14 protein-coding genes are annotated in these 19811 nt (G+C 39.2%); 12 read left to right on the top strand and 2 right to left on the bottom strand.

Annotated elements, in window-relative coordinates; translation table 11 throughout:
• Positions 1-65: 65 nt before the first annotated feature.
• Positions 66-713, bottom strand: coding sequence for a LolA family protein (locus tag JET18_RS10130; RefSeq protein WP_202090614.1), 648 nt, complete (start codon positions 711-713; stop codon positions 66-68).
• A gap of 66 nt (positions 714-779) precedes the next feature.
• A complete protein-coding gene (locus tag JET18_RS10125; RefSeq protein WP_202090612.1) occupies positions 780-3323 on the bottom strand; it encodes an FtsK/SpoIIIE family DNA translocase in 2544 nt (847 codons plus the stop codon).
• 220 nt (positions 3324-3543) lie between these two features.
• On the opposite strand from JET18_RS10125, the gene JET18_RS10120 reads away from it, so the two are divergent.
• The 12 genes from JET18_RS10120 to JET18_RS10065 all read left to right on the top strand — a co-directional run bounded on the left by JET18_RS10120 (position 3544) and on the right by JET18_RS10065 (position 19740).
• A complete protein-coding gene (locus JET18_RS10120) occupies positions 3544-4188 on the top strand; it encodes a cysteine hydrolase family protein (protein ID WP_202090610.1) in 645 nt (214 codons plus the stop codon).
• Positions 4189-4260: 72 nt separating this feature from the next.
• Complete coding sequence (locus JET18_RS10115) at positions 4261-4851, top strand: Crp/Fnr family transcriptional regulator (protein WP_202090608.1); 591 nt, start codon at positions 4261-4263, stop codon at positions 4849-4851.
• A gap of 236 nt (positions 4852-5087) precedes the next feature.
• Positions 5088-8357 carry a cytochrome c biogenesis protein CcsA gene (ccsA, locus tag JET18_RS10110; RefSeq protein WP_202090606.1) on the top strand — a complete coding sequence of 1090 codons (3270 nt, stop codon included), beginning with the start codon at positions 5088-5090 and terminating at the stop codon, positions 8355-8357.
• Positions 8358-8842: 485 nt separating this feature from the next.
• Positions 8843-9709: an SPFH domain-containing protein gene (locus JET18_RS10105; protein ID WP_202090598.1), complete on the top strand. Its 867-nt coding sequence runs from the start codon at positions 8843-8845 to the stop codon at positions 9707-9709.
• Between the two features lie 301 nt (positions 9710-10010).
• Positions 10011-10205: an Arc family DNA binding domain-containing protein gene (locus JET18_RS10100; protein ID WP_202090596.1), complete on the top strand. Its 195-nt coding sequence runs from the start codon at positions 10011-10013 to the stop codon at positions 10203-10205.
• A 402-nt stretch (positions 10206-10607) separates the two neighbouring features.
• Positions 10608-12158 (top strand): L-piperidine-6-carboxylate dehydrogenase, encoded by a 1551-nt coding sequence (gene amaB / locus JET18_RS10095; protein WP_202090594.1) that lies wholly within the window; start codon positions 10608-10610, stop codon positions 12156-12158.
• Positions 12159-12263: 105 nt separating this feature from the next.
• Positions 12264-13589, top strand: a complete 1326-nt coding sequence (gene lat / locus JET18_RS10090) for an L-lysine 6-transaminase (RefSeq protein ID WP_202090592.1) — start codon at positions 12264-12266, stop codon at positions 13587-13589.
• A 62-nt stretch (positions 13590-13651) separates the two neighbouring features.
• Positions 13652-13882, top strand: coding sequence for a DUF2007 domain-containing protein (locus JET18_RS10085; protein WP_202090590.1), 231 nt, complete (start codon positions 13652-13654; stop codon positions 13880-13882).
• 433 nt (positions 13883-14315) lie between these two features.
• Positions 14316-14828 carry a GNAT family N-acetyltransferase gene (locus JET18_RS10080; protein ID WP_202090588.1) on the top strand — a complete coding sequence of 171 codons (513 nt, stop codon included), beginning with the start codon at positions 14316-14318 and terminating at the stop codon, positions 14826-14828.
• Positions 14829-14942: 114 nt separating this feature from the next.
• Positions 14943-15401 (top strand): transcriptional regulator, encoded by a 459-nt coding sequence (locus JET18_RS10075; RefSeq protein ID WP_228728513.1) that lies wholly within the window; start codon positions 14943-14945, stop codon positions 15399-15401.
• Position 15402: 1 nt separating this feature from the next.
• Entirely contained in the window at positions 15403-16590 is a 1188-nt protein-coding gene (locus JET18_RS10070) for an efflux RND transporter periplasmic adaptor subunit (protein ID WP_202090586.1), read from the top strand.
• Between the two features lie 3 nt (positions 16591-16593).
• Entirely contained in the window at positions 16594-19740 is a 3147-nt protein-coding gene (locus tag JET18_RS10065; RefSeq protein WP_202090584.1) for an efflux RND transporter permease subunit, read from the top strand.
• The last annotated feature ends 71 nt before the right edge of the window (positions 19741-19811 follow it).

The following is a 19811-nucleotide window of genomic DNA, read 5'->3' as shown; positions in this document are numbered from 1 at the left end:
GCCAAAATTAATGAAAAAGCCACAAAGTTTAATTGTGGCTCCTGTAATTTTTTATTACTTTTTATTTACAATTCTGTGATCACGTAGTTTTTAAACTTATTCTTGTCAAAAACAAACATATTCGCGTCCAGATCCTGGTTTTCTTTGTATTCTTTGATGGCAATTACCGCGACGTCTTTATTGTTCCCGTGCTGCTCAAGCTTTACCATTTGTTTCTTCGCGGAATCTACAAAAAGATACACATATTTTATTCCGTTTGACTTTACTGGAGTTAATTTTATGAAATCCGCATTCACTCCGTTTACATTCTTTTTCCCGTTATAGGTTACGTTGTAATCATTTCTGTAGGTCGTAAGATAGTTGATAGGGGAGAACATGCTGCCGCTGCCGTTAGGTTTTGCAACCGTTACCTCCATATCATCTGCATTGATGTTGTAAATTTTGCTTCCGTCAAAGATCTGTTCCGTATCCATGATTTTCAGCTTGTATTTATCTCCTGCAGAATAATAAATTCCCGGTTCTGTTTTAGTCACCTGCCCGTTCAAGCCGGTTCCGAAAGAAAACTTAAAGTAAGAATTCTTTTTAGAGTTGTAGTTTGCTGTGATATCGTCAAGGATCTTTTTAGCTTTCGCATCAATTTTCTGTGCCTCTGCAAATCCTACTGCACCTACTACAAAACTTCCGACTATGATTTTTGATATAATATTTTTCATTTTCTTATTTAATAAACTTTATACATTCCCATGCTTCAGGGTTTAAACTGATGAAGCATTTTCCCTTTAATTACGCAGATCTTCCAAAAACTGTTCCAAAGAATGAAGATCACTGATAATGACCTCTCTGGCTTTGGCTCCGTTAAATCCTCCTACAATACCGGTTGCCTCAAGCTGGTCCATGATTCTTCCTGCTCTGTTGTAACCCAGTTTCAGCTGTCTTTGCAGCATGGAAGTAGAACCCTGCTGGGTAGAAACAATAATTCTTGCTGCCTCTTCAAATAGAGCATCCTTTTCATTCGGATCGAAAGCTCCTACTGTGCTGGTAGAATCTTCAGAAACGAATTCCGGAAGCAGGAATGCAGATGAATATCCTTTCTGTTCGCCGATGTATTCTGCAAGTCTTTCCACTTCAGGGGTATCTACGAATGCACACTGAAGCCTCAAAATTTCATTTCCGTTGAAATAAAGCATATCTCCCTTACCGATCAGCTGATCTGCACCCGGAGAATCAAGGATTGTTCTAGAATCCACACTGGAAATTACTCTGAACGCCGCTCTGGCCGGGAAGTTAGCCTTAATCATACCTGTGATTACATTCACGGAAGGTCTCTGGGTTGCCACAATCAGGTGGATTCCTACAGCTCTTGCAAGCTGTGCCAGTCTCGCGATCGGAAGTTCAACCTCTTTTCCGGCCGTCATGATAAGGTCTGCAAATTCATCTACGACCAATACAATATAGGGTAGAAAACGGTGGCCGTTCTCAGGATTCAATTTTCTCTCAGTAAATTTCTTATTGTATTCCTTTAAGTTTTTACAGAATGCATTTTTAAGAAGATCATAACGGGTGTCCATTTCCACACAAAGAGAATTCAGGGTGTTGATCACTTTATTGGTATCGGTGATGATGGCTTCATCAGCATCCGGAAGTTTAGCCAGATAATGTCTTTCAATTTTTGAATATAAAGAAAGTTCCACTTTTTTAGGATCCACCATAACGAATTTCAGTTCGCTCGGGTGTTTTTTATAAAGAAGGGAAGTAAGGATTGCATTAATTCCGACAGATTTACCCTGTCCTGTAGCACCCGCCATCAGTAAGTGAGGCATTTTTGCAAGGTCAGCCATAAAGACTTCGTTGGAAATTGTTTTTCCGAAAACCACCGGAAGATCCATATCCGTATTCTGGAATTTGTGAGATGCAATTACAGAACGCATGGAAACCATGGTAGGATTCTTTCTCGGAACCTCAATTCCGATGGTTCCTTTTCCAGGCATCGGCGCAATGATCCTGATTCCAAGTGCGGAAAGATTCAGGGCAATGTCATCCTGTAGTTTCTTAATAGCCGATACTCTGATTCCCGCTTCAGGTACAATTTCATATAAAGTAACCGTTGGCCCGATCGTCGCCTTGATCTCAGAAATTCCAACATTGAAATTCTTTAAAAGGCCTACAATTTTATTTTTATTTTCTTCTAATTCTTCTTTATTGATGGAGATTTCTTCGCTTCCGTAGTCTTTCAGCAGTTCTACGGTCGGCATCTGGAAACCTGCCAGATCAAGCTTGTGATCATACAGCCCGTGTTTTTCTACCAGTTCCTGAGACTTTCTGTCCGAGTCATCCAGAATATCAACTACCGGTGCCACTTCCACATTGAATTTAATATTGTCCTGAGCTGGTGCCGCAGCCGGAGGAACCGGAGTGATGGCCGGGCTCACAGGTGCCATATCAAAAGCCTGTTCAGGCGTTGAAGTGGGAACGGATGGTTTGGTATTCAGATTTAAGCTGACAGGTTTTTCTTCCTCGTCGAAAGAAGTCTGGTTAGGTGTAACGATAGGTTCTAAACTGGTTACGGGCTGAACTTCAGGAAATCCTTTTGGAACACTGATAGGCTCCTGTTCTTTCGGCTTATCTTTATCATTCAGATCTGTAACTGTAATATTAGGCGTTTCATCAATCTCTTCTTCCAGTTCCGTATCTGCTTCAAAATTTTCCTCTGAACTCGGCATCATCGATTTTACCTTGCCAATTGTGCTGTCATTGATCTTGTCCAGTCTCGATTTAATAGAACTCGGACGAAGATTGAATTCCAGAATAAAATATAAAAGAATGCTCGAAGCCAGTACCACCCAAAGCCCAACGGGTCCGATGATGGCATTCAGATAATCCATGATCTGATATCCGTAAACACCTCCCAGAACACCCTGTCCTTTCGTTACTGCACCCATGAAAATAGGCAGCCAGCAGATGAAGAACAAAGAATGCCCGATGGTTTTCCAGGGCTTGAAAGTTCTTTTTTTGAGGATAAGAGTTCCCACAACCAAAAATAAGAAGGCAATAATAAACGAAGCAATTCCTATACTTTCGAATATAAAAATATTCCCAAGCCAGTCGCCGACCTTCCCGAAAATATTTGAAGATTTTATCGTCTTGTCGGTCATAGTGCCTGCCTGGCTCTGATCCGCCTTCCAGTTCATCAAATAAGAGACGAATGAAAATGCGAGAACGACAGAAAACAGTATAAAAGTAAGCCCGAAAAATATACGCGGCTTAGATAAGATTTTGCCTTTATCAGGCGATTCCGTCGGTTTTGTCTGTGTCTTTTTATCCATAATATCAATGTGGGCAAATTTAATGTTTTTTCAACATTAATAGAATCTTTTTTTATTCAAAAGATAGCGTAATTTAGGGTTATTTTTTAAAATTACACAGTCTTTTTAAGATTAATTTTTCGCTAAAATGCAACAATAATGTTTGTTTTTTGAACTAGTTCAAATGCTGCTAATGAGAGCTCCACTAATTTTGTTCCATAAATTTTAAAAATGTAAAAAAATGGAAAAATTATTCAGAAATGCCCTGGCTTTATGCCTCGCTTTATTTTCATTAACAACAATCAATGCACAACAAAAAAGAAACATGGAAAACACCGCATTATTAATTATCGACGTTCAGAATGATTATTTTCCCGGAGGAAGAATGGAATTATCCGGTGCAGAACAGGCCGCAAACAATACCCAAAAGATTCTGGAATATTTCAGAAAAAACAGCCTTCCTGTAGTTCATGTCAGACACATTGCAGTAAACGAAGGCGCAGATTTCTTCCTTCCTGAGAGCTCGGGTTCTGAAATCAATGCAGTGGTTTCACCAAAAGCCGGCGAAAAAGTAGTGATCAAACATTTTCCCAACAGCTTCCGGGAAACTGATCTACTGGAATATCTTCAGAAAAAGGGAATTAAAAAACTTGTTATCACAGGAATGATGACAGATGTTTGTGTAGATGCAACGACAAGAGCTGCTTTTGATCTTGGATTCAGCAATACGGTCATTGGAGATGCCACTGCTACCAGAGACAGGAACCTGAACGGACAGACTGTAAAAGCATCGGAGATTCAGAGATCATTTCTGGCGGGCATTTCTGCACTTGGAAATTTATATGCCGGAGCTGTGCGTACTGCAGATTTTCTGGCCGGCCAATAGTTTCCATCTCATCAACAGTTATAAGGATATCCGTAATTTGGGTATCTTTATGCTGTATAATCTTATCTCATCATGTTTGACCTTCTTCGTAAAAATATCAGCAGGTATATTGACCTTTCCAACGATGAATTTGAAAGGTTTGCTGCACCTTTTAACCTCATGGCATTTAAAAGAAAGGATGTGGTTCTTGCAGAAGGCGGATATTGCCTTTTTGAAGGATTTGTGGTAAGCGGCTGCTTCAAGGTTTACTATCTGAATGAAAACGGCAATGAGCAGACGCTGTATTTTGCACTGGAAGGGTGGTGGATTACCGATCTCGACAGTCTGATCAACAATGTTCCCAGCATTCTGAATATAGAAGCTCTCGAAGACAGCGAAGTTCTGATGATCTCAAAAAAGGATAAAGAAGACCTTTATAAAGACCTGCCGCAGACAGAAAAGCTTTTCCGGATCATGAATCAGCAGTCTTCGGTGGCTTTGCAGAGGAGAATTCTTTCATTAACGGGGAAAACTGCGGATAAGCGGTACCTTGAATTTTTAGTGAAATATCCGGGTCTTGAGCAGAGGCTGAACCAGCAGCAGATCGCTTCCTATCTGGGAATTACCCATGAGTTTTTAAGTAAGATCAGAAAGAAAATTCATTTGAAAAACGATAGTCTTTGATAATCAATATGTTGTTGTTGAAATGGCATTTTTGAGATAGAAGATCTCAATCACGGAAATAGGTATATTGAATCCGGAATTTCATGATTTAAAAAATTGAATTTTCCTTAATGAATTTCCCGTTATTAAGAACGATTCAAAATAACTGAAATAGGCCTCAAAATGACAAAAAACAGCTTTTTTTAGCCTCTTTATAGTTTATCATCCTTATTTTTGCATGTCAAGTAAAATAAATCATGAAGAAGCTCCAAGATATTCTTATCTCAACCAGAACAATGGCTGTGCTGTTACTGGTGTATGCATTTGCAATGGCGTATGCAACGTTCTTAGAAAACGACTACGGAACTCCTACAGCCAAGGCTCTAATTTATGAAGCAAAATGGTTTGAATTAATCATGTTTCTGCTCATTCTCAACTTCGTAGGAAATATCGCAAGATACCGACTGTGGAAAAGAGAAAAATGGCCGGTTCTGGTATTTCACCTTGCTTTTATCCTTATTTTTATAGGAGGTGCCATTACCAGATACATCAGTTTTGAAGGGACCATGCACATCAGGGAAGGGGAAACCTCCAACGAGATCGTGACGGATAAGAACTTCTTTAAGATCCAGATTGAGGATAAGGGAGATGTTCTTAATTATCAGGATGTTCCTTATATGATGTCTCCTTTGCACAAAGATTTTAAAGCTACCTATGACTTCCACGGAAAAGAAGTGAAGGTTTTTACAAAAGATTATATCCAGAGAAAGAAAGACAGCTTAATTGCTGAGCCGAACGGTGCGGAATACCTGCATCTGGTTTCTACAGGAACTACCGGAAGACAGAATATTTACATCAAACCGGGAGAAACAAAATCCATTAACGGAACTCTGGTAACATTCAACAGAGCGATTGAAGGTGCTGTAGAGTTTAAAAAAGAAGACGGGAAATTATTCATCAAAACCCCAGTTGACGCGGCATTTATGACCATGGCAACACAGGCTACCGGAAGTACCAAGAAAGATGAATTTCAGCCTTTGGTATTGAGAAGTTTATACACGATCAACGAATTGAAACTGGTTGTTCCTGAAGGTCTTAAAAAAGGAAGACTGATGGCTTTCGAAGGGGATAAAAAGAAAGATGCCATGGTACCTGATGTGCTTAGAATAGAGCTTCAGGGTCCAAAAACAAAACAGATGGTTGACCTGTCTGTAGAAAAAGGAAACCCGAATGCCTTCAAGCAGGTAACGATGGACGGACTGAACATTATGGTAGGTTTCGGGCCCAAAGTATACAACACGCCTTTCGCCCTGAAACTGGATGATTTCGTGATGGAAACCTATCCGGGAAGTTCATCGCCAAGTGCTTATGAAAGCCACGTAAAGATCATCGATGAAGGGAAAGAAACCCCTTATAAAATTTATATGAACCACGTTCTAAACCATAAAGGATACCGTTTCTTCCAGTCAAGTTTTGATCCGGACAGAATGGGAACCGTGCTTTCTGTGAACCACGATTTCTGGGGAACCCTTATTTCTTACATAGGATACGGACTTTTATTCCTGGGAATGTTTGTGATCTTCTTCTGGAAAGGAACTCATTTCTGGAAACTGAACAAAATGCTGACCGATGTGAACAAAAAGAAAGCGGCTGCAGTTCTATTAGTGTTTTTAAATTTAGGTTTAAACGCACAGAAAATTGAAACGCACGGAACGACTGACGGAAGCAGAGAACATATTCATGTGGAAGGAGACGATCATTCCCACGCTCCGGCTCCGACGGCCCAACCGCTTGATGGTGCGGCTCCAAAACAGAATTCACTGGCGGCTCCTCTAAGCAGAATGAAATCTATCACTCCCGATGAAATCATTGCGAGAAACAGAATCAGCAAAGAGCATGCGGACAAATTCGGATATCTTCTGGTACAGAATTTTGACGGTAGAATTGTTCCTATCAACACGGAAGCACTGGATGTTTTAAGAAAATTATACAAGAAAGACGAATTCAAAGGAACGGACGGGAAATCCCTTACGGCTAACCAGTGGTTCCTGTCTATCAATACAGATACCCCGAGCTGGACCATGGTTCCGATGATCAAAGTCGGGACAAAAGGAGGTGATGAATTAAAGAAAAAAACAAAGGCTGATGATGAAGGGTATACTTCACTGATGAACCTTTTCCCGGCAGATGCCAACGGTAACCTGACTTATCTTCTTGAGCATGATTACAACACGGCATTCCGTAAAAAACCTTCTGAGCAGACCAATTATGATAAAGAAGTCATTTCTGTCAACGAAAGAGTACAGATCTTTAATGAATTCTTCAGCGGTCAGTTTATGAGAATTGTTCCCGTAAAAAATGATGCGAATCATACTTGGCATTCCTGGCTTGACCAGAAATTCGAACCGGATATGGAATCGCAGCAGGTGATGGGACCTTACTTTGCAGAAGCCCTTACTGCTCAGAAAACAGGAAACTGGAGCAAAGCAGATGCTGAATTGGCAAAACTTTCAGAATATCAGCAGAAATGGGGGAAAGCAGTAGTTCCTGCAAAATCCAAAGTTGATCTTGAGGTTTTCATGAACGATGTGAATATCAACTTCAAATTATTGATTTTCTATACGATAATAGGTGGGTTACTATTGATCTTAGGATTTGTAGACCTATTCAAATCGAATAAAATTTTAAGTAAAATAATCAAAATAATCATTGCTGTAGGCTTAATTGGCTATTTCTGCCACTTCTTAGGTCTTGTAGCAAGATGGTATATTTCAGGACACGCGCCTTGGAGTAACGGATATGAAGCTATTATCTTTATCTCGTGGGTAGGTATTACCGCCGGGCTTGTTCTTTACAGAAACGCAAATGCCCTGATTCCTGCAGCAGGATTTATGGTAGCCGTTATTATGATGGGATTTGCGCACGGAGGTTCAGCTCTTGATCCTCAGATCACGCCGCTTGTTCCGGTATTGAAATCGTATTGGCTGATTGTTCACGTAGCAATTATTACATCCAGTTATGGTTTCTTCGCCTTATCTATGATTATTGCGGTAATTTCTTTAGTATTCTTTATCATTGCGAATAAAGATACGTACAAGCTTCACCACGATACAACCCTGAAAGAACTGGCGATTGTTTCTGAAATGTCACTGACGATCGGACTATTTGCTTTAACTGTCGGAAACTTCTTAGGCGGTATCTGGGCGAATGAATCATGGGGAAGATACTGGAGCTGGGATCCAAAAGAAACCTGGGCTTTCATCTCCATCATGGTATACGCTTTTGTACTTCACATGAGATTGGTTCCGGGACTGAGAAGCAGATGGGCATTCCACGTAGCAACGATGTTTGCATTCTGTTCCATGGTAATGACCTATTTCGGGGTGAATTATTACCTGAGCGGGCTTCACTCTTACGCAGCAGGAGATCCGGTTCCGGTTCCGGCCTGGGTATACATCGGATTGGGAACAATGATTCTTTTATCAGCTGTTTCTTACTTTAAATTTAAAACGTTGAATAAAAAATAAGACGTTAGCATATAACATTTGAAATCCTGGAATTTATTTTCCGGGATTTTTTTTGATGTGGTTCGAGTTTCGTGGTTTTTAGTTGCGGGTTACTGTTGCTGGTTTTTTAACTTTGATAAATACTTTAAACCTTAAACCTTAAACCTTAAACCTTAAACCTTAAACCTTAAACCTTAAACCTTAAACCTTAAACCTTAAACCTTAAACCTTAAACCTTAAACCTTAAACCTTAAACCTTAAACTTTAAACTTTAAATGAAGAAGGTATAAATCCGGACCTATTGAAAAACCGACAAATACCTGGCGGCTGAGGCTCCCGAAGCCACCAGCAGTAATATCTCCAACACGAAATTACGCACCTCAAAACCCGAATCCCGAAACCCGAAACCCGCACCTCGCAAAAAAACTCACCACCCATCACTCATAATTCAAAACTTATCCATATCTTTATGATATCAAATTAATATCAAATTAAAAATTGCAATCATGGAAAAAGTATTAAAACCCATGTCGGGTTATTTAGCATTAGTATTCTGTCTGATTTTATTTGCAGGTGCTGTTTATTTTTTCGTTTCCGGAGTTGAGCATAGTATAACGTATGTAATTATTTCTATGCTGTGTTTCTTACTCTTCTGTTTCTTTTTGAAAGGCCTGATGATCATTCAGCCGAATCACTCAAGAGTCCTGAATTTTTTCGGAAAGTATGTGGGAACGGTAAAGGATAACGGATTGTTTTTTATCAATCCTTTGTATTCATCACAGAAGATGTCGCTGCGTTCGGAAAACCTTCAGGGGCAGACTTTGAAAGTGAATGACAAAATGGGTAATCCCATTGAAATTGCTGTGGTTATGGTATGGAAAGTAGGAGATACCTATAAAGCGGCTTTTGATGTTGAGCGTTACTCAGATTTCGTAAGAATGCAGAGTGAGGCAGCAGTACGTCATTTGGCGATGAGCTTTCCGTATGATAATTTAGAAGATGATCATGCTCCGATTACGTTAAGGGAAGGAGGCGATAAGATCAATTCTATTTTGGAGCAGGAACTTACGGATCGTCTTGCAAAAGCAGGAATTGTGATCCAGGAAGCTAGAATTTCGCATTTGGCTTATGCTTCAGAAATTGCAGGTGCGATGCTTCAGAGACAGCAGGCTACCGCTATTGTGGCAGCAAGAACCAAGATTGTGGAAGGTGCTGTGGGAATGGTGGATTTAGCTTTGAAAAAACTGTCGGAAGAGAATATTGTAGAGCTTGATGACGAAAGAAAAGCAGCCATGGTGAGTAATTTAATGGTTGTGTTGTGCGGTGAAAAAGCAGCCCAGCCTATCTTAAATGCAGGAACATTGTACAATTAAGATCCGAAATGTAATGAATAACCGGTTGCATATTTTTGTTTTACTTTTTTAAATGAAATGTCCTTGTTCATCTTATTAGCGTTGGTTTTATTTAAAGAAGTTTTGTTTGATTTTGTGATTATTAAACGCAAAGAAAGACAAAGACTTGATTTCAATTTTTTTTAACTAAGATAAACAAAGACGTTTCACTTATTTCCGAAATACAAGGATTTAAAATCTGCACCGGGTAATTAATAATGAAAATTTATTGTGTGGAATTTCCAGACTTCTATACTAAAATAAATTATTGAAAATCTAGACAATGAAATCAGAAAAAACTCCAGGAACTTCCGAAAACAAAGGCAAAAAATCATTTGTCATAAGGATTGATGAGTCTACTTACAAGCTTGTGGAAAAGTGGGCGAATGATGAATTCAGGAGCGTAAACGGGCAGATTGAGTATCTGCTGCACCAAAGTCTGGTCAATTCAGGAAGGAAAAAGAAAGAGGATGGGTAAGAAGGTAAAACGGCGAAATAGTGAGGAGCAATCCGGAATAAATTTTGCGTTAAAAAGACAACCATTCAAATAACCTTATACAAAAAGAAAGCAGAGAAATTTTCTCTGCTTTTTTATTTAATACAACTCTGAAGAGTGTCTGCTCCAAAGTAGAATATCACGAGCCAAATCAAACCTTTGATGGTGAAAAAAGCAAATCCTGCCCAACCTACACGCTTAAACCACTTCTTAAATTTTGAATTGTTATTTTCTGATGAATTTTCCATTTCTGATTGTCAAAAGATTACCCTACAAAGATAAGCATGTTTATAATGATTCCAAATAAAAAAACTCCTTAAAAATTAAAATTTTGAGGTTCGCATAATATTTCTATCTTTAGAGGAAACGAAAAGTAAACATTTTATGTCTAAAAAAGTAAAGGATTTCGGAATCGAAAAAACACTTAAAAACCTTGGTATTAAAGAAGAAAACAAAGGGACTTCAGTGGGCGGTAAATATTTTGCTTCGGGGAAAACAATAGAAAGTTTTTCACCCGTAGACGGCAAACTAATTGCTAAAATTAAGACTTCCGGAGAAAGTGATTATGACAAAGTAATTGAGACGGCTCAGAAGGCGTTTCAGGAATTCAGATCGATCCCTGCTCCTAAAAGAGGTGAGATCGTTAGGCAGTTAGGCCAGAAATTAAGAGCATATAAAGATGACCTTGGAAAACTTGTTTCTTACGAAATGGGTAAATCCCTTCAGGAAGGTCTGGGTGAAGTTCAGGAAATGATTGATATCTGTGATTTCGCAGTGGGAGTATCAAGGCAGCTTCACGGTTATACCATGCATTCAGAAAGACCTGGTCACAGAATGTATGAGCAGTACCATCCGCTTGGCGTGGTAGGAATCATTACCGCTTTCAACTTTCCGGTTGCCGTATGGGCCTGGAATACCGCTTTAGCATGGATCTGCGGGAACGTTACCATCTGGAAGCCGTCAGAAAAAACACCATTGTGTGCTATCGCATGTCAGAACATTATGTCTGAAGTACTGAAAGAGAATAATCTTGCTGAAGGTATTTCAAGTGTATTGGTTGCTGACCATGAGATCGGGCAGAAACTGGTTGATGACAAAAGAGTTTCCCTGGTTTCTTTCACAGGTTCTACAAGAGTGGGAAGAATGGTTTCTTCTAAAGTGGCAGAAAGATTCGGGAAATCTATCCTTGAATTAGGTGGAAACAACGCCATTATTATTTCTAAAGATGCAGATATCGATATGTCCATCATCGGAGCAGTTTTCGGAGCTGTAGGAACGGCTGGTCAGAGATGTACGTCTACAAGAAGACTGATCATCCACGAAAGCGTTTACAATGAAGTAAAAACAAGATTGGTAAAAGCTTACGGCCAGTTGAAAATCGGAAATCCATTGGATGAAAATAACCATGTAGGACCGCTTATCGATGTAGATGCAGTAAACCAATATGAAGAGGCCATCAAAAAATGTAAAAAAGAAGGTGGAAAATTCGCGGTTGAAGGCGGTGTTTTAAGCGGAAAAGATTACGAATCCGGATGCTATGTGAAGCCGTGTATCGCAGAAGTTAAAAATTCATATGAGATCGTTCAGCACGAGACTTTCGCGCCGATCTTGTATCTGATCAAATACAAAACATTGGAGGAGGCTATTGCCATCCAGAACGATGTTCCTCAGGGATTGTCATCCGCTATCATGACCCAGAATTTAAGAGAGGCAGAATTATTCCTTTCTCATGCAGGTTCAGACTGTGGTATTGCTAACGTAAACATCGGAACTTCAGGTGCTGAAATCGGGGGTGCTTTCGGTGGTGAAAAAGAAACAGGAGGCGGAAGAGAATCCGGTTCAGACGTTTGGAAATACTATATGAGAAGACAAACCAATACAATAAATTATACAGCTCAACTTCCTTTAGCACAAGGAATTAAATTTGACCTGTAAAAATTCTAATTTAAATCATTTAACGATTTAAAAATTTAAAAATTAATAACCTGGAATGTTTAAATCTTTTTAATCATTCAATTTTTAAATCAAACACAGTTAATTATGGAACAAACAATTGATATAAAAGCAAATAAAGTTAAAGAAACAGTAGGAAGACACGTTTTGGCAGACGGTTTTGATTTCGTGATGGATATTGAAAAATCCCACGGATCATGGCTGTATGACAAGCTTACAGACAAAGAGTATCTGGATATGTTCTCTATGTTTGCATCAGCTTCCATTGGATATAATCACCCTTATCTTTTAGAAAGATCAGAATGGCTGGGAAGAATGGCTGTTAATAAGCCTACTTTGGCAGACGTTTATTCAGAAGAGTATGCTCATTTCCTTGAAGTTTTTGAAAGAGTAGTGATCCCTGAAGAACTGCAGTATGCATTCTTCATTGAAGGAGGAAGCTTAGGCGTAGAAAATGCTATGAAAGCCTGCTTCGACTGGAAAACCCGTAAAAACTTCGAAAAAGGACTTCAGACGGAAGCCGGAATCTGTATCCATTTCAGACAGGCATTTCACGGAAGAAGCGGTTATACTTTAAGCCTGACCAATACTTCAGATCCTAGAAAATATCAGTATTTCCCAATGTTCGAATGGCCAAGAATCTTAAACCCTAAATTATCTTTCCCTATCACGGAAGAGAATTTAGAGGAAACCATCAAGAACGAAAGATTAGCTTTGGTACAGATCGAAGAAGCCATCCTGATGAACCCTGATAAAGTGGCTTGTATCATCATTGAGCCTATCCAGGCTGAAGGTGGTGACAATCACTTCAGAGACGAATTTTTATTAGGTTTAAGAAAACTGTGTGATCAGAATGAGATCCTTCTAATTTTTGATGAAGTGCAGACAGGTATCGCTATCACAGGAAAAATGTGGGCATTCCAGCATTTCACAGCTAAGCCGGATATTATTTCTTTCGGTAAAAAAGCACAGGTTTGCGGAGTTTTAGCGAACAGAGAAAAATTCGATGAAATCCCGAATAACGTTTTCAGAGAAAGCTCAAGAATCAATTCTACTTTCGGAGGAAACTTTATCGATATGCTTCGTTTCCAGTTGGTAATGGAAGTGATTGAGAAAGAAAACCTTGTAGAAAACGCAAGAGTGGTAGGAGATTATTTACTGGAAAGATTAAAAGAACTTGCTCAGAAATATCCTGAAAAGATTTCAAATGCAAGAGGAAGAGGCCTTATGTGTGCTATTGATCTTCCTTCGGCAGAGCAGAGAAACCATTTAATGAACGAGCTTTTCAAGGACGGATTGATCATTCTTCCATGTGGAGATCAGTCACTTCGTTTCAGACCGCATCTGAATGTTACCCAGGAAGAAATTCAATTAGCTTTAGATAAAATCGAGAGCAATATTAATAAAATTTAAAACCAAAGATTTGTAATTTTCAAAAAAACATTGTACATTTAGATACTCAAACGATATAGAATATGGAAAGAAGTACAAGAGTATCGGTTTTTGAAAGTGATAAGCCTTCAGAAATCCAGTTAATAAAGTCTAAATTGGATGATGCACAAATTACAAACAGCGTCGAAAACAGCTACCTTACCTTTACGACAACGCCTACTGCAACATCGCTAAAAATAATGGTAGATCTTGAAGACGAGAAGAATGCATTTACAATTATAGATGCTTATCTTCAGCAAAGTGAAAATCAATAAAACAATTTCATAATTTTAAATTTTACTACTTCGAACCGAAAATTAATTTTAATTAGTTTTCGGTTTTTTGATTCAAATAATGATAATTTAAATTTAAAGATTTAAAGATTTAAGAATTTAAAAGATTTAATGATTAGGGAAAGGAAGACCTGTCGTCTTTTGGACCTCTATTATATTCAATAAAGGCGGGCTTTAGCCCGCCGCCTTGATCCGGATTTAAAATACAAGGTTAAAGAATTAAAAAATTACAGCCTTATATTTTGTGGGATAAAATATTCAATAGAGGCGGACTTTAGCCCGTCTGAAAATAAAAAACAGGTCACTGGCTTCAGCCAAAATTTAAAATACTAAAATACCGGAATCCAAAATTTTTAAATCTTTTAAATTCTTAAATCTTTAAATCTCACTACATAAACAATCAACTCAATCAACAATGAATTCAGAGACCAAACTAAGAAAAGCAGAAATTGAAGACAGGGATGTAATTTGGGAAATCATCCAGCAATCCATTGAAAGAAGAAAACAGGACGGAAGCACCCAGTGGCAGAACGGCTATCCCAACATAGGAACCGTGGAAAGTGATATTGCAAAAGGCTTTGCGTATGTTCTAACGGTAGATAAAGAAATCGCCGTATATGCAGCATTGATCTTAAACGACGAGCCGGCGTACAGCACAATTGAAGGAGCATGGTTGAGTGACGGAGAATTTGTAGTGGTTCACAGAGTAGCCGTAGACGGGAAATTTGCAGGACAGGGAATGGTGAAAAAACTTTTTGACCATATTGAAGATTTTACAAGATCCCACGGAATTCAAAGTATAAAAGTAGATACCAATTACGATAATATTGCCATGCTGAAAATCCTTGAAAGCAAAGGTTATTCCTACTGTGGTGAAGTACTTTTGGCAGACGGAATGCGAAAGGCCTATGAGAAGATTATAATTTGATCAAAAAGTTAAATCAATTTCCATTGAATTTTTAAAAGAAGTTGTATTTATAAACTCTATCGTGTTTTGTTCGTTTAGTTCTGAACTAATTTCTACTTTTGTCAAAATTTTTATATGATGCATAAAAGTATAGAAATTGATGAAAAAATTTTTCAAGATGCCGTAAAGTTTTATGGCACCGTTTTCAACCTACCGCCTTTAGCCTCAAAAATTTATTCCTACCTTCTTTTCGATTGTGAGAAAGTAGGAATTGCCTTTGACGAATTTGTGGAAGTTCTTTCTGCGAGCAAAAGCTCTGTTTCCACAAGTATTTCACTATTGCTGAATGCAGAACTTATTGTAGACCATAACAAAATGGATGAGCGGAAACGGTATTTTTTTATCAACGATGAATACAAGAAAATCCGGCTCGAAAAAATTGTCCAGAAACTTCAGGACGAAATAAAGCTGCTGGATGATTTAAACAATTTTAAAAAAAATAAAGAAGATGATTACAATGAAAGATTAGAAGTTTACAAGGCAATTTTAAATAAAAATATACAAAATATTCAGGAATCTATTAATAAACTATAAAATGAATAATAAGCTAGTTATACTTTCTATTGCAGCGTTTTCACTGACAGCCTGCAAAAAAGAAGCTCCAAAACAGGATGGTCCAAAACCTTTTCCTGTGGTTTCCGTGGAGTCGAAAAATATAGTGGGCTATCAAACCTTTCCGGCTACCATACAAGGAAGGGTGAATAATGATGTCCGCGCAAAAATACAGGGATATATTACTCAGTTATTGGTGGATGAAGGACAGTATGTGACCAAAGGACAGCCTTTGTTCCGTCTCGAAACCAATATCCTTTCTGAAAATGCCGCAGCCTCAAAAGCTGGAATCGGTGCCGCAGAATCTACTATCGCAGCAACGCAGGCTTCTGTAAATGCAGCACAGGTAGAAGTGAATAAACTGAAACCTCTGGTTCAGAAAAATATCATCAGCAATGTGCAGCTTCAGACGGCTCAGGCTAATTTAGCTCAGGCTCAGGCTCAGTTACAGCAAGCTCATGCAGCCAAAAAACAGGCTGTGGCCAATTACAAAGGAGTAGAAGCTAATATTGAATATTCTGTTATCCGTGCGCCTATTTCCGGAGTAATCGGAAGACTTCCGTTGAAAGTGGGAAGTTTGGTAGGACCTACCGATCAGACTCCGTTAACGACCATTTCAGACACCTCTGAAATTTTCGCGTACTTCTCAATGAATGAAAAAGAATATTTTGATTTCCTTGAAAAATCTCCGGGCTCATCCATGCCTGAAAAGATCAAGAATCTTCCTATGGTAGACCTTCAGTTAGCCAACGGAAGCCTTTATCCTGAAAAAGGAAGAATTGAAGCCATTACCGGCCAGATTGATCCTACAACTGGAACCATCCAGTTCAGAGTAGCCTTTACCAATGCCCAAAAATTATTGAGCAACGGAAACAGCGGAACCATAAGATTCCCGCAGCAGTATGACAATGTTCTTGTTGTACCGGAAAGTGCAACTTACGAGCAGCAGGGAATCGTTTACGTTTATAAAGTAGACAAAGGAGATACAGCAAGAAATGTCGTAGTCAATGTGATCGACAGAATAGATAATCTTGCGCTTATAAAATCTGGGGTAAACAAAGGAGAAGTCATTGTTGCAGCAGGTATTGGAGGATTAAAACCAGGAACTGCCATTAAGAAGAAACCTATTAAAATGGATAGCCTTGTTCAATCAATAAAACCGAAATTCTAAAAAATGATTAAAAATTTTATTAACAGACCGGTTTTATCCACCGTAATATCAATTTTAATTGTTATTCTCGGTGTTTTAGGACTTATCTCGCTGCCGGTTACGCAGTATCCGGATATTGCGCCACCCACGGTAAGTGTCTCTGCCAACTATACGGGAGCCAATGCTGAGACGGTGATGAAAAGTGTAGTAGTACCTCTGGAAGAACAGATCAACGGGGTGGAAGGAATGGACTACATTACTTCCAGTGCCGGAAACGACGGTTCTGCTCAAATCCAGGTTTTCTTCAAACAGGGAATAGATCCGGATATCGCTTCAGTAAACGTACAGAACCGTGTGGCAAGAGCTACACCGCTTCTGCCTTCCGAAGTTACACGTTCAGGGGTTGTAACGCAGAAACAGCAGACCAGTGCCCTGATGTATATGTCTTTCTACTCCGAAAACAAGGATCTGGATGATGTATACCTTCAGAACTTTTTGAATATCAATATTATTCCAAACCTTAAAAGGATCAATGGTGTAGGGGATGCCAACGTTTTCGGTGGTAAAAACTATTCCATGAGAATCTGGCTTGATCCTGCTAAAATGGCGGCATACAGCGTGACACCTACAGATGTTACCAATGCCATCAACGAGCAGAGTAGAGAAGCTGCTGCGGGTTCTATCGGACAAAACAGCGGAAGTTCTTTTGAATATATCATCAAATATGTTGGTAAATTCAACGACAAAGAACAATACGATAATATCATCATTAAATCTCTGGGCGAAGGACAAAACCTGATGCTGAAAGATGTGGCTAAAGTAGAACTTGCAGGCCAGTCTTACAGTGGAGTCGGGGAGAACGGAAACAATCCTTCCATCAGTATGGGGATCTTCCAGACTCCGGGATCCAATGCTCAGGAGATCATTAAAAATATCAAAGAATACCTGAAATCTGCAGAAGGTACTTTTCCGAAAGGAATCAAATATACCTTTAACTTCGATACAAACGAGTTCCTTGAAGCTTCCATTGAAAAGGTAGTTCATACCCTGATTGAAGCCTTTATCCTTGTATTTATCGTGGTGTATATTTTCCTTCAGGATTTCAGATCCACCCTGATTCCCGCTATTGCAGTTCCGGTATCTATTGTGGGAGCATTCTTCTTCCTGAATCTCTTCGGATATTCATTAAACCTCTTAACCCTCTTTGCTTTGGTACTCGCGATCGGTATTGTGGTGGATGACGCGATTGTCGTCGTCGAGGCCGTTCACGCGAAGATGGAACACGGGATTTCAGATGCTAAAAAGGCAACGGTAGAAGCCATGGATGAGATTACAGGTGCTATTATTTCTATTACTTTGGTAATGGCAGCCGTATTTATTCCGGTGACGTTCATCACGGGACCTACAGGGGTTTTCTATCAGCAGTTTGGGATCACATTGATTATTGCGATCATTATTTCTGCTATTAATGCATTAACGCTGAGTCCGGTTTTATGTTCATTATTCCTGAAACCTCACGCAGAACACCATGCAGAGTATAAGAATTTAAATCTGTTACAGAAGTTTTTCTATAAGTTTAATATTGCTTTTAAAACAACAACTGAGCGTTACGGAAGAGGATTCGTATTTCTTTTAAGACATAAATGGGTTACCCTTATTATTTTTGCGGTTACCGGAGGTATCTTATTCTGGGCAAGCAGCAGCATGAAGAAAGGTTTTGTACCTACCGAAGACAGAGGAATTATCTTTACAGATGTTCAGCTTCCTCCGGGAGCTTCTATGGAAAGAACCTATAACGCGCTGAAAACACTTCAGGCCAAAGCAATGAAGGTTCCGGGCGTACAGAACGTAACGATTTCCACCGGGAGAGGATTCTTATCAGGAAACGGAAGTAATAACGGTCTTGCCTTCGTTAAACTTAAACCATTCGATGAAAGAAAAAAAGACGGCCAGACTTCTGAAGATATCACCAAAAAATTATTTGGAATTGTAGGATCTGTTCCGGATGCCAAAGTAGTATTCTTCCAGCCGCCGAGTGTACCTGGATTTGGTAACAGTGCCGGTTTTGAAATGGTATTGCTGGATAAATCAGGGGGAGAATATGCAGATCTCGATAATAAGACCAATGAATTCATCGGAAAACTGATGGAAAGACCGGAAATTGAATTTGCACAAACTTCATTCAATACAAAATATCCTCAGTATCAGATGGAAATCAATGTTCCTCTGACTAAGCAGCTTGGGGTATCTGTAAGTGACATCCTTGCTACCATGCAGGGCTATATCGGAGGAGTGTATACCGCTGACTTTACCAAATACGGGAAGCAATTCAGGGTAATGGTTCAGGCACTTCCTGAAAACAGAAAGAATATTGAAAACCTGAATGAGCTTTATGTAAGAACAGGTTCAGGCGTTATGTCTCCGATCTCACAGTTCGTAACCTTAACAAAAGCATATGGGCCGCAATCGGTAAGCCGTTATAACCTATTTACTTCAGTGAAAGTGACAGGAGCTAACTCTGCCGGATACAGTTCCGGGGATGCCATTACCGCTGTACAGCAGGTGGCAAGCGAAACCCTGAATCAGAATTACGCGGTAGAATTTACCGGATTGACCAGAGAAGAATTGAATTCAGGATCTCAGACCCTTCTGATCTTTGGATTAAGTTTGATTTTCGTGTACTTTATCCTTTCTGCCCAGTATGAAAGTTATATCCTTCCGCTGATCGTTGTTATTTCCCTTCCTCTTGGGGTAATGGGAGCTTACTTTGGCCAGAAGATCATGGGCTTGGAGAATAACATTTATTTCCAGATTGCCCTGATCATGCTTGTGGGACTATTGGCGAAAAACGCCATCCTTATCGTCGAATTTGCCGTCCAGAGAAGACATCATGGTGAAACGATTGTCATGTCAGCCATCAATGCGGCTAAAGCCAGGGTAAGACCAATCCTGATGACTTCATTTGCCTTTATCTTCGGTTTATTACCGTTGGTTCTTGCAAGCGGAATTGGAGCGGTAGGTAACAGATCCATTGCAACCGGTGCAGCAATCGGACTTTTGATAGGAACTATTTTAGGATTATTTGTAATTCCTGTCCTGTATGTGATCTTTGAAACACTGCAGGAAAAAATCAAACCTCTCAAAAAAGAAGATATCAATTTAGCAGAATAAAATTAATTAGAGAAGTTAGAAGCTAGATATTAGAAATTAGTTCTAAGATCATGTCTAGCTTCTAGCCTCTA

It is taken from the genome of Chryseobacterium endalhagicum (assembly GCF_016745235.1).
Lineage (GTDB): Bacteria > Bacteroidota > Bacteroidia > Flavobacteriales > Weeksellaceae > Chryseobacterium > Chryseobacterium endalhagicum.
This window is presented reverse-complemented; position numbering and strand designations above follow the sequence as displayed.

Coding starts and splice junctions, on each gene's coding strand:
- JET18_RS10130 (WP_202090614.1), bottom strand. CDS start 713: ATGAAAAATATTATATCAAAAATCATAGTCGGAAGTTTTGTAGTAGGT.
- JET18_RS10125 (WP_202090612.1), bottom strand. CDS start 3,323: ATGGATAAAAAGACACAGACAAAACCGACGGAATCGCCTGATAAAGGC.
- JET18_RS10120 (WP_202090610.1), top strand. CDS start 3,544: ATGGAAAAATTATTCAGAAATGCCCTGGCTTTATGCCTCGCTTTATTT.
- JET18_RS10115 (WP_202090608.1), top strand. CDS start 4,261: ATGTTTGACCTTCTTCGTAAAAATATCAGCAGGTATATTGACCTTTCC.
- ccsA (WP_202090606.1), top strand. CDS start 5,088: ATGAAGAAGCTCCAAGATATTCTTATCTCAACCAGAACAATGGCTGTG.
- JET18_RS10105 (WP_202090598.1), top strand. CDS start 8,843: ATGGAAAAAGTATTAAAACCCATGTCGGGTTATTTAGCATTAGTATTC.
- JET18_RS10100 (WP_202090596.1), top strand. CDS start 10,011: ATGAAATCAGAAAAAACTCCAGGAACTTCCGAAAACAAAGGCAAAAAA.
- amaB (WP_202090594.1), top strand. CDS start 10,608: ATGTCTAAAAAAGTAAAGGATTTCGGAATCGAAAAAACACTTAAAAAC.
- lat (WP_202090592.1), top strand. CDS start 12,264: ATGGAACAAACAATTGATATAAAAGCAAATAAAGTTAAAGAAACAGTA.
- JET18_RS10085 (WP_202090590.1), top strand. CDS start 13,652: ATGGAAAGAAGTACAAGAGTATCGGTTTTTGAAAGTGATAAGCCTTCA.
- JET18_RS10080 (WP_202090588.1), top strand. CDS start 14,316: ATGAATTCAGAGACCAAACTAAGAAAAGCAGAAATTGAAGACAGGGAT.
- JET18_RS10075 (WP_228728513.1), top strand. CDS start 14,943: ATGATGCATAAAAGTATAGAAATTGATGAAAAAATTTTTCAAGATGCC.
- JET18_RS10070 (WP_202090586.1), top strand. CDS start 15,403: ATGAATAATAAGCTAGTTATACTTTCTATTGCAGCGTTTTCACTGACA.
- JET18_RS10065 (WP_202090584.1), top strand. CDS start 16,594: ATGATTAAAAATTTTATTAACAGACCGGTTTTATCCACCGTAATATCA.